The sequence below is a fragment of the Streptomyces sp. CA-111067 genome (genome assembly GCF_050956065.1).
GTDB lineage: Bacteria > Actinomycetota > Actinomycetes > Streptomycetales > Streptomycetaceae > Actinacidiphila.
The window spans coordinates 5658198-5669012 of record NZ_CP192103.1; the positions used below are offsets into that span (position 1 = coordinate 5658198).

The window sequence follows — 10815 nt, forward strand, 5'->3', positions numbered from 1 at the left end:
TTGGATCCCATTGTGACCGAAATCGCTGTGCGGTCTTACGTCTTGTGAGCGTGGATTCGCGGTCCAATTACGGACGAACGGCACCGTAGAAGGGCATCTCGGTAATGGGGGCGATCTTGACCGACGTGCCGGTGTGCGGCGCGTGGATCATCTCGCCGTCGCCGATGTAGAGGCCGACGTGGCTCACATCGCTGTAGAAGAAGATCAGGTCGCCCGGCTGGAGGTCGGACTCCGAGACCCGGGTGCCGAAGTCCACCTGGTCGTAGGTCGTACGCGGCAGATCGATCCCGGCAGCCTTCCACGCCGCCTGGGTGAGCCCCGAGCAGTCGTAGGAGTCGGGGCCGGTCGCGCCCCACACGTAGGGCTTGCCGATCTGGTCGCGGGCGAAGTCGATGGCCTGCTGGGCCTTGGACGAACTGCCTGAGGACGGCGGGACGACCGGCTTGACGGCCTTGCCCGGCGTGGTCTTCGCGGCCTTCGCCGCGGCGTCCTTGGCCGCCTGCAGCCTGGCCTGCTCCTTGGCCTTCTCCTGCGCCGCGATCTTGGCCGCCGCCGCCTTCGCCGCGGCCTCCTGCTTGGCCTGGAGCGCCGCCAGCCGCTTCTTCTCCTGCGCGGTGAGGCTGTTGAGCAGGGTCTGCGTCTGGCTCAGCTTGCTCTGCACGTCGTGCTTGGCGGTCTTGAGCTGGGCCTGCTGGGTGGTCAGCGTGGCCAGGCTCTTGGCCGCCTCGATCCGCTGCTGGGTGGCCGCGGCCTGCTGCACCCGGTAGGACTCCACGGCCGACTGCTGCCGCTTGGCCATCACGCTCGTCAGGTGCGTCTGGTCGAGCAGGTCCTGCGGGTTGTCGGAGAGCAGGTAGCGGCCGGTGGAGTCGTCGCCGCCGCTGCGGTACTGCGCGGCGGCGTACTGGCCGAGGATCCGCCGGGAGTCGTTGAGCTGCTGGGTCTTCTGCGCGGCCTGCTTCAGCAGCGTGTTGACCTTCGCGCTCTGCGCGTCGGTCTGCTCCTTGGTGCCGTTGTAGTGGTCGGTGGCCGCGTCCACCTGGTGCATCAGGGAGTCCACCTTCGCCTTGACGTCGGCGATGGACGGCTGGGCGGGCTTGGACGGGGCGGGGGCCGCGTCCGCGGTCTCCGCGAGGAGAGTCATGGTGGCCAGCGCCGCCGTCGTCACGCCGACCGCCACGCGGGGGCCGGGCGTGCTGAGTATCGCGGTACGGGCCTTACGGTGTGTCGCCATTCCGGGCGGACTCCTTCCGGACGCTGCCTGGGGCCGCACGGTAGCCAACGCCCCCCGCCGCTGGGAAGGGCGGTGTCCGATAGGCCCGATACCTTTTCGTAATCTTTTTCTCAGGTGACGGAGCGTACTGGTGGAGCTACCGGGTAAGAGACGGCGCCGGCCCGGCGGAGCCCGGTGCGGCGGAACCGGACTGGGCTGTCGGTGCGGGCGCCTAGACTCGGTAGGCGATGAGCAGCCTCTTTGACGACAACTTCCTGGCCGGTCTGCACGTGGCACCGGAACCGGCCGATCCGGCCGCACCGCCGCCCCCCGAGGAGGGCGGATCCGGCGCCGAGCACGTGCCGGACTCCCTCTTCGGCGACCGGTTCGACGGACCGCCGCCGCCGGGCGCCGGGCGCGACGCGTACTACCGCGACGGCGCCCCGCGCCCCGCGATCGACCCCGCGCAACTGCTCGAAGGGCTGAACGAGCAGCAGCGCGCCGCCGTCCTGCACGCGGGCGGCCCGCTGCTCATCGTGGCCGGCGCCGGCTCCGGCAAGACCCGGGTGCTCACCCACCGCATCGCCCACCTGCTGGGCGCCCGCAAGGTGCACCCCGGCTCGATCCTGGCGATCACCTTCACCAACAAGGCCGCAGGCGAGATGAAGGAGCGGGTCGAGCAGCTGGTCGGCCCGCGCGCCAACGTGATGTGGGTCTCCACCTTCCACAGCGCGTGCGTGCGCATCCTGCGCCGCGAGTCCAAGTCGCTCGGCTTCACCTCGTCGTTCTCGATCTACGACGCGGCCGACTCCAAGCGGCTGATGGCACTGGTCTGCCGCGACCTCGACCTGGACCCCAAGCAGTACCCGCCGAAGTCCTTCAGCGCGAAGATCTCCAACCTGAAGAACGAGCTGATCGACGAGGAGACCTTCGCCGGCCAGGCGGAGAACCCGTTCGAGAAGAAGCTCGCCGAGGCGTACGCGCTCTACCAGGCCCGGCTGCGCGAGGCCAACGCGCTGGACTTCGACGACATCATCATGACCACCGTCCACCTGCTCCAGGCGTTCCCCGACATCGCCGAGCACTACCGGCGGCGCTTCCGGCACGTGCTGGTGGACGAGTACCAGGACACCAACCACGCCCAGTACACGCTGGTGCGCGAACTGGTCGGCACCGCGGACTCGCCCGACGGCACCCCGGTCGCCGAGCTGTGCGTGGTCGGTGACGCGGACCAGTCGATCTACGCCTTCCGCGGCGCGACGATCCGCAACATCCTCCAGTTCGAGGAGGACTACCCGCAGGCCACCACCATCCTGCTGGAGCAGAACTACCGCTCCACCCAGACCATCCTGACCGCCGCCAACGCCGTCATCGAGCGGAACGCCGGGCGGCGCGCCAAGAACCTGTGGACGGAGTCCGGCGACGGCCCGACCATCGTCGGCTGGGTCGCCGACCAGGAGCACGACGAGGCGCAGTTCATCGCCGAGGAGATCGACCGGCTCACCGACGCGGGCGACGCCCGGCCGGGCGATGTCGCCGTCTTCTACCGCACCAACGCGCAGTCCCGGGTCTTCGAGGAAGTGTTCATCCGGGTCGGCCTGCCCTACAAGGTCGTCGGCGGGGTCCGCTTCTACGAGCGGCGTGAAGTCCGTGACGTGCTCGCCTACTTGAGGGTGCTGGCCAACCCCGAGGACGCGGTGCCGCTGCGCCGGATCCTCAACGTGCCCAAGCGCGGCATCGGCGACCGCGCCGAGGCGATGATCGACGCGCTCGCGCAGCGCGAGAAGATCTCCTTCCCGCAGGCGCTGCGCCGGGTGGACGAGGCGTACGGCATGGCCGCGCGCTCGTCCAACGCGGTCAAGCGGTTCAACACGCTGCTCGAAGAGCTGCGCACCATCGTGGAATCCGGCGCGGGCCCCGCGGTCGTCCTGGAGGCGGTGCTCGAACGCACGGGCTACCTCGCCGAGTTGCAGGCGTCCACCGATCCGCAGGACGAGACCCGGGTGGAGAACCTCCAGGAACTCGCCGCGGTGGCCCTGGAGTTCGAGCAGGAACGCGAGGCCGACGAGCCCGGCACGCTCGCCGACTTCCTGGAGCGGGTGGCGCTGGTCGCCGACTCCGACCAGATTCCGGATGACGACGCGGAGGACAACGGCGTCATCACGTTGATGACGCTGCACACCGCCAAGGGCCTTGAGTTCCCTGTGGTGTTCCTCACCGGCCTCGAAGACGGCGTCTTCCCGCACGCGCGGGCATTGGGCCAGGTCAAGGAGTTGGAAGAGGAACGGCGGCTGGCCTACGTCGGCATCACCCGGGCCCGCGAACGCCTCTACCTGACCCGCGCGATGATGCGCAGCGCCTGGGGCCAGCCCTCGTACAACCCGCCGTCGCGCTTCCTGGAGGAGATTCCGGATACGCTGATCGACTGGCGCAGGACGGGTTCCTCGTCCTCCGGTTCCGCCGCCGCGGCCGGCTGGACGTCCTCCCCGCTGTCCTCCCCGTCCCGCCCCGCCGGCTTCGCCACCCGCCGTGCGGCGGGCGACCGCCCGGTGATCTCCCTCGCCGTGGGCGACCGCGTCACCCACGACCAGTTCGGCATGGGCACGGTCGTCTCCGTGACGGGCCGCCCCGGCGACGAAAAGGCCACGATCGACTTCGGCGACCCCCGCCCCAAGCAGCTCCTGCTGAGGTACGCCCCGGTGCAGAAACTCTAGGCACGCTCCCGGCAGAGGGAGTGCTCCCGGTGAAGGCGCCCCGTCAGGGGCGCGGGGAACTGCGCGACCAGCCCACCACCGGCGGGTGGTGCCGGGACGGCCGTAAGGGGCAGGGCGGGGGCAGGGGTTAAGGTCGGCCCGGGGTTACCGGGGGTCCAGGCCGTGGGAGAGCAACCAGGGCAACGGGTCGATCGGCGCGCCCCCACCAGGGCGCACCTCGAGGTGCAGATGCGGCCCGGTCGTGTTCCCGGTGTTCCCCGAGTACGCGATCACATCGCCGGCCTTCACCGACCCGCTCCGAACCTTCGTACTGCTCAAGTGGCAGTACCACGTCTCCGTCCCGTCCGGAGCCGTGACGATCGCCATGTTCCCGTACGAGCTGTTCCACTGCGTGCGGACCGTCCCGTCCGTCACCGCGGTCACCGGCGTCCCGACCTGCACCGGGAAGTCGATCCCGGTGTGCAGCGCCATCCAGTTGACGCCGGCCTGCCCGAAGTACGCGCTGAGCCCCTTCTGCTTCACCGGCAGCAGGTACTTCGGCCGCAGCGCCTCCTTCCGCGCCGCCGCCTCCTGCTTCGCCTTCTTCGCCGCCGCCTCGCGGTCCTTGAGGTCGATCCGCTCCTGGGTCCTGCTGGCGCGGGTCGCGAAGTCGTCCGCGTCGGCGCTGACTCCGGTGAGCTGCCGGTCGAGCTGCGTGGTCGGCGCGTTCGTCGCGGCCGTGGCCGTCGACACCGGCGCGTCCGCCTGCGACTTGGTGTCCTGCGCGACGCCGACTCCGCTGACCGCGGCCGCGCCGACCGCCGCGACGCCCATCACGGCGACCGACGGCACTCCGACGGTCAGCAGCGCGGACCGCTTGTGCGGCTTGCGGCGGCGGCTGCGGGCCGCCGGCATCACGTCGTCGCCGGGGCCGTCGGGCGCGTAGTCGTGCTGCTCGGCCGGCTCGTCGTCGTGCGGTGCGGCCTCCGCGGCGGCGTAGGCCGCGTCGAGGTCGAAGTCGAGATCGACGCCGAAGTCGGGGGCGGCCGCCGGTACGGGCTCAGGCCGCGGGTCCGGCGCCAGGTCGCGTTCCGGCTGCGGCTGTTCCCGCTCCTGCTCCTGGTACGGCGGGGCGACCTGCTCGTATATCCCGGTGTCGCCGCCGGCGTCATAGCCGTACCCGTAGCCGTAGGCGGGGTACGCGCCCGAGTCCCAGTCCGGCTGCTGTTGCTGCTGGGGCTGCGGCTGGGGCGACTGCTGCTGCGGGATCGTCGGCATCGTGGCCGTCTGGTACGCGGTGGCCTGCGCCTGGTACGGGTCCTGGTAGTCCGTCACCGGGTAGTAGCCGGTGGTCGTTTCGGGCTGCTGCCAGAGCGCGGAAGTGTCGTACGTACCGGTGTCGTAGTACGTGCCCGTCGCCGTCGGGTACGTACCGGTCTCCTGGCCGGCCGGCTGACCGGCGGCGTACGGGTCGTAACCGGTGCTGTAGCCCGCGCCGCCCGTGTCGTAGCCGGCGCCGTAAGCGGCGGTGTCGTACGCGGGGACGTATCCGGTGTCGTAGCCCGTGCCGTAACCGGCGCCGTATGCCGCGTCGTAGCCGCCGGCGTAACCGTGGTCGGCGACGGGCGCCTGGCCCTGGCCCTGCGGGACGTATGCGTAGCTGCCGGTCGCGTCGGGCGAGGGGCCGAAGAGCGGATCCGCCGCGGAGAAGGTGGTGCCGACGGTCTGGTACGAGCCTGAGGAATAACCGTCATACCCGTAGGCGTCGTAGTCGGGGGAGTACCCCGACGGGGGACGTTCGTTCACCGCCAACTTCTCTTTCGCCTCGGCAGCAGGAGAATTAGCGGTGACTGTAGCTGCCCGGACCCTGAGCCGACAATCTCCGGCGGCGACCTGACGTCCGCCTTGCCCGGCGTTCGGTTGATATTCGACCGTTATGTGTCCGTTATGCGGCGTCGATCGCGTCCGGCAGCGGGCCGTGTCCGGCCAGTGTGCGGCGGATCTCCGCGGCCACTTCGGCGTGCAGCGGCAGGCCGAGATGTCCGACTCCGGTCACCTCGATGTTTTTCGTCCTGAGGTCCTTGTGTTCGAGGCGCGCCGACTCGACCGGGATCATCAGCTCGTCCAGGTCGCTCCAGAACGCCACGAACCGGGTCCGGCAGCCGCGCGCCCGGCCCGCGAGTTCGGCCAGCACCTCGGAATCCGGCCGCATCTGGCGGATCAGCGGGTGCGGCAGCAGCGCCGGGATGGCCCGGGTGCCGGTGTGCGGGGTGCCGAGCGTCACCAGCGTGCGGACCCGGCGGTCGCCGCCGAGGCACTGCACGTAATAACGCGCGATCAGGCCGCCGAGGCTGTGCCCGATGATGTCCACCTGCTGGTGGCCGCTCTGCTCGCAGATCTGCTCCACCTGCCGGCCGAGCAGTGCGGCGGCGGTGCGGATGTCGCTGGTCAGCGGCGAGTAGTTCAGGGCGGGGACCCGGGTCCAGCCGTGGTCGAGCAGCGAGCGGCGCAGCGTGCTGAAAGTGGACCGGTTGTCCACGAAGCCGTGCAGCAGCAGGGCCGGCGGCAGGTCCCGGCCGGTGGCCGTCGGCGCGAGCGCGGGCCCGGCGTTCCTGCCGGCCTTCCGCGGGCCGTCGTCGGCAGCGTCCCTGGGTGGCGGCGGGGCCTGGTCGCGCTCGGGGAATATGCCGGTGGGATACATGACCAGGTGCCGGGCCAGGACCGCGAGGTCCATCGCCGTGGCCCGCGCCAGATTCACGCTGTGCCACAGCCGGCCCGCGGCGGACGTCTCCGCGGCCTGCGCCGCGTCCGCCGCCTCAGCCGCCGCCTCAGCCGCTGCCTCAGCCGCTGTCCCGGCCGCCGCGGTGGCGGCCGGACGCTTCGGCTCCTGGTCCTTGCTCCTGCGCTTGCCCGCCCCGGGCTCTCCCTCGGGGTCCGCTCCGGATCCTGTCCCGGCTGTCGGTGACTGGGCGGCCATGGCCCACCTCCCGTCGCGGCACCCGGGGGATCAGCACTGGCCCCGGGGGCCCTCGCGGGAGCCGGAGCGGATGCCGCACCGGCGCACCCTGCGGCTGCGAGTGCGGAGATACGGCATCCTGGCGGCGGCTCCACTGGAACGCGCCGGGCCCGCGGCGGCTGGGGCGTGTCCCGCGCCCGGCACCGTCAGGGACCCGACCTCTGGTGAATGTGTCCCACTGTGTGATTTCCCCCTCCCCGGGGTTCGTAAAACTGACGGGCGGCTCGCATCGGCGATAACGTTCGTTCACCGCGTAGTCCGCATGGAGGTAGTGATGCCAGTGTCCGGTCCGATTCGCGTGGTGGTCGCCAAGCCCGGCCTCGACGGCCACGACCGGGGGGCCAAGGTCATCGCGCGGGCACTGCGGGACGCCGGTATGGAGGTCATCTACACCGGCCTGCACCAGACGCCCGAGCAGGTCGTGGACACCGCCATCCAGGAGGACGCCGACGCGATCGGCCTGTCCATCCTGTCCGGCGCGCACATGACGCTCTTCGCGAAGGTGCTGGAACTGCTCAAGGAGCGGGACGCCGAGGACATCAAGGTCTTCGGCGGCGGCATCATCCCCGAGGCCGACATCGCCCCGCTCAAGGAACTCGGCGTCGCCGCGATCTTCACCCCGGGCACGCCCACCGGCGACGTGGTGACCTGGGTGAACACCCACGTCCAGCAGGGCGTCGCCTGACCGCTCGGCGGGCGGCCCGCGCCGCCACCCGAACGGGCTAACCGCGCAGCTCGGCCAGCATCAGCGCGCGCAGCCGCAGCGTGCCGGTCAGCCGCTGGAAGGCCTCCGACCAGTACGTCGCCGCTCCCGGTGACGCCTCCGGCGGGTCCTCGCCCGCCGCGCTGAGCACCGCCACCTGCTCGGCCGCCGCCGGGTCCAGGCAGCGCTCCGCCAGGCCCATCACCCCGCTGAAGCTCCACGGGTAGCTGCCGCCGTCCCGGGCGATGTCCAGGGCGTCGACCACCGCCCGGCCCAGCCGCTCCGACCAGGGCACCGCGCACACCCCCAGCATCTGGAACGCCTCGGACAGGCCGTGCGCCGCTATGAAGTCCGCCACCCAGCGGGCCCGCTCCTCCTGCGGCAGTATGGACAGCAGCTTGGCCGGGTCGCCGACCGCCGCGACCGGTCCTGCCGGGACCGGCGGCGGGCCGAGCAGTGCCCGCGCCCAGGCCGGATCGCGCTGCCTGACCGCGGCACGGCACCAGGCCGCGTGCAGATCGGACTGCCAGTCGTCCAGCACCGGCAGCTCGATGATCTGCTCCGGGCCGCGGCCGCCGAACCTGGCCGGCCAGGTGGACAGCGGCGCCGAGTCCACCAGCTGGCCGAGCCACCAGGCCCGCTCGCCCCGGCCGCTGGGCGGCTTCGGTGCCACGCCGTCCCGCTCCATCGCCGCATCGCACTCGTAGGGCGCCTCCACCGTGATGCCGTCCGGGCCCAGTGAGACATGGCTGCGAGCCCGGGCCGCCATCCGCGCCGCCAGCGCCGAACCGGGCAGCGCGGACAGCAGCTCGGCCGCCGTCGAGCGGACGTTGCGGCTGCGGTCGGACAGCGCCTGTTCGAGGAACGGCTCGTCGTCGGCGGACAGTCCGATGCGCAGCGAGTCCAGGAACATCAGCCGGTCCTCGGCGCGTTCGCTGCGCCAGCTCGCGGTGAGCAGGGCGAGCGCGCCGGCCGGGTCGGACCGGCGCAGCCGGGTCAGCAGGGCGATGCGCTCCGCGAACAGGCCCTCCTCCCACAGCTTTTGCGCCTCCTGCGGGTCCTGCTCCTCGTCCTGGCCGGCCGCCGCGGCGGTCAGGGCGCCGCTTCCGGCGCGCAGCGCGAATTTCCAGTCCGGGTTCAGCTTCGCCAGCCACAGGCCGCGCGGGCCCGCCAGCGCGAGGGCGTCGGCCCGCAGATCGGTGCGGGCCCTGGCCGCTTCGAGCAGCGCGGGCAGCTGCGCCGGCGGCGCGGCGAAGCCCTCCCGGCGGGCCGCGGCCAGCCACTGCGGCAGCAGCTCCGCGAGGTTCGGCGCCGCCCCGCGCCGGCCGCCCGAACTCCCCCCGGTCCGGTCCGCCAGCAGCTTCCCCAACCGCTGCTGCGCCGCGGCGGGCATCTGCGCCCGCCCGTCCACCGGCGCCACCGCGGGCCGCTGCCCCGCCACCCCGGGAAGCACCCCGCCCCGCCGCCGCAGGACCCCCACGGCAGCAGCGTCGAGCAGCCCCAGAGCGGCCTCCTCCGCATCCCCGCCGACCACCCCACCCGGCCGCCGCCGCTCCGTCCCGAGCAGAGCGCTCCCCACGAGGTCATCCCACCGATTCCCCACGACTTTCCCCTCTCTACCCGTCGTTCCCGTCGAGCCGCCCCCAACGAGCGCCCCCCGTCATGCCGTTCACACCGAACCCGCCAGACCGGCCGTCCCCTGCCCGTCCCGGCCCCCGCCCGCAGCGGGACCCGCGAGCCGCCCCCCGTATCCCCGTTTGACCTCGACCCCGGCCCCGCCCGCCATTTCCGCCCGCAGGGCTAGAGGGGGATCGGTTGGGACGTCTCCGGGGACCAGACCGCCAGGGGGTGGAGGCCCGTGGGGGTGAGTTCGCCGAAGACTGTGACCGGGTGGCCGGCGGAGACCGCGGCCAGGCGCCATAGGCCGGACGGGGTGGGCGGGGGCGTCAGGGGGACGGCGTCCTCGGCGGTGGCGTCGGCCAGTTGCCAGCGGTCGGGGCCGGGTATGGGGACCACGCCGGAGAGCATGACCGGCCACGCGTCGAGCCACGGGTCGTCGGCCAGCGCCGTGCCGTAGAAGTCGAGCGCGGGGGAGACCGCCGTGCCCGTCGGCACCGCCGCCGACGCCGCGACCGCGCCGTGCCGGGTGCCGAGCGCGGCCCGCAGCGGCAGCGCCGCCGGGTGGTAGGCCAGCTCCGCGTCGAGCACCGAGCCCACCGCCAGGGCCAGTTCGGGCGCCCGGCCCGCCGCCCCGAACGACAGCAGCATCGCGAACCGCCCCTCCACCTCGTCCCGCAGCCAGATTCGCCGGGTGGTGAGCCGTTCGTCCGCCGTGTCGTACTGCGCGAGCACCTGCCAGCTGCCCCGCACCGTCGGCCCGGCCAGCAACTCCGCCGTGTCCACGGTGAATCCGACCCTCGCCCGTACCGTCTCCTCCAGCGGCCGGGGCAGCCGCTCGCGGCCCAGGAAACCGCGGGCCAGCAGATGCAGCAGCGCCGTCTCCTCCAGCATCCGCGACGGCCAGTCGCCACCCGCCCCGACCACCGCGCCCAACCCCCTTACCCGGGTGGCCAGCCCGGGCGCCTGCGCGTCGACCATCCGGGCCGCGATCTCGTCCCACTGCCGGTATCCGCCCCGATCGGCCCCCGCCAGCCCGCCGCGCAGCAGGTCCGCGAGCCGCTGCTCCAGCTCCACCGCCCCGCCCTCCACCCGGACCGCCCGCCGGTCGGCCCGCCGCTTCGCGCCGTCCGGATCGGCCGGTCCGGAGGCGGCCCGCGCCTCCGCCGACTCCGCGGTGGCCTCCGCCTTCTTCCGCCGCGCGGACAACCACAGTTCGGCCCACTCCGGCACCGCCGCCGGCTGAGCCGCGGCCACCGGGCCCTGCTCGCCCTCCGCCCAGAGCAGCAGCAGCCCGAGCGCGTGCTTGCACGGGAACTTCCGGCTCGGGCAACTGCACCGGAAGGCCGGCCCCTCGACATCCACCACCGTTTGGTAGGGCTTGCTGCCACTGCCTTTGCACAGCCCCCACACCGCCGATCCCACCGTCCCCGCGCCGGACCACGGGGCAGGCGTGGCGAGCCGCGCGCCCGCCTTTCGTGAGGCGGCGTCAGGCGCGAGCGCCAGGACCTGATCCGCTGTCCACCGTGCTTCCATCTCCATGCCCACGACCGTAGAACCCCCCACTGACAAT

7 protein-coding genes are annotated in these 10815 nt (G+C 72.6%); 2 read left to right on the forward strand and 5 right to left on the reverse strand.

Features of this window, described 5'->3' with window-relative positions:
• Positions 1-67 precede the first annotated feature (67 nt).
• Entirely contained in the window at positions 68-1234 is a 1167-nt protein-coding gene (locus tag ACQPW6_RS24955) for an NlpC/P60 family protein (protein ID WP_433891903.1), read from the reverse strand.
• A gap of 227 nt (positions 1235-1461) precedes the next feature.
• Between ACQPW6_RS24955 and pcrA the strand changes: the two genes are divergently transcribed.
• Positions 1462-3927 carry a DNA helicase PcrA gene (gene pcrA / locus ACQPW6_RS24960; RefSeq protein ID WP_433891904.1) on the forward strand — a complete coding sequence of 822 codons (2466 nt, stop codon included), beginning with the start codon at positions 1462-1464 and terminating at the stop codon, positions 3925-3927.
• Positions 3928-4071: 144 nt separating this feature from the next.
• Here pcrA and ACQPW6_RS24965 read toward each other — a convergent pair whose 3' ends face one another.
• Both ACQPW6_RS24965 and ACQPW6_RS24970 read right to left on the reverse strand, forming a co-directional pair.
• Positions 4072-5712, reverse strand: coding sequence for a peptidoglycan DD-metalloendopeptidase family protein (locus ACQPW6_RS24965; protein WP_433891905.1), 1641 nt, complete (start codon positions 5710-5712; stop codon positions 4072-4074).
• A 139-nt stretch (positions 5713-5851) separates the two neighbouring features.
• On the reverse strand, positions 5852-6883 hold the full coding sequence (locus ACQPW6_RS24970) for an esterase/lipase family protein (RefSeq protein WP_433891906.1): 1032 nt from the start codon (positions 6881-6883) through the stop codon (positions 5852-5854).
• A gap of 313 nt (positions 6884-7196) precedes the next feature.
• On the opposite strand from ACQPW6_RS24970, the gene ACQPW6_RS24975 reads away from it, so the two are divergent.
• Positions 7197-7607: a cobalamin B12-binding domain-containing protein gene (locus tag ACQPW6_RS24975; protein WP_433891907.1), complete on the forward strand. Its 411-nt coding sequence runs from the start codon at positions 7197-7199 to the stop codon at positions 7605-7607.
• Between the two features lie 37 nt (positions 7608-7644).
• On the opposite strand, the gene ACQPW6_RS24980 is transcribed toward ACQPW6_RS24975, so the two are convergent.
• Positions 7645-9204 (reverse strand): DUF5691 domain-containing protein, encoded by a 1560-nt coding sequence (locus tag ACQPW6_RS24980; protein ID WP_433891908.1) that lies wholly within the window; start codon positions 9202-9204, stop codon positions 7645-7647.
• 221 nt (positions 9205-9425) lie between these two features.
• The gene (locus tag ACQPW6_RS24985; protein WP_433891909.1) at positions 9426-10784 is read right to left on the reverse strand and encodes an SWIM zinc finger family protein; all 1359 of its coding nucleotides are present in this window, start codon (positions 10782-10784) and stop codon (positions 9426-9428) included.
• Positions 10785-10815 lie beyond the last annotated feature (31 nt).

Bases quoted from the DNA above. Each gene is read 5' to 3' on its own strand.
- ACQPW6_RS24955 (WP_433891903.1), bottom strand. From the start codon at position 1,234: ATGGCGACACACCGTAAGGCCCGTACCGCGATACTCAGCACGCCCGGC.
- ACQPW6_RS24970 (WP_433891906.1), bottom strand. From the start codon at position 6,883: ATGGCCGCCCAGTCACCGACAGCCGGGACAGGATCCGGAGCGGACCCC.
- ACQPW6_RS24985 (WP_433891909.1), bottom strand. From the start codon at position 10,784: ATGGAGATGGAAGCACGGTGGACAGCGGATCAGGTCCTGGCGCTCGCG.
- ACQPW6_RS24975 (WP_433891907.1), top strand. From the start codon at position 7,197: ATGCCAGTGTCCGGTCCGATTCGCGTGGTGGTCGCCAAGCCCGGCCTC.
- pcrA (WP_433891904.1), top strand. From the start codon at position 1,462: ATGAGCAGCCTCTTTGACGACAACTTCCTGGCCGGTCTGCACGTGGCA.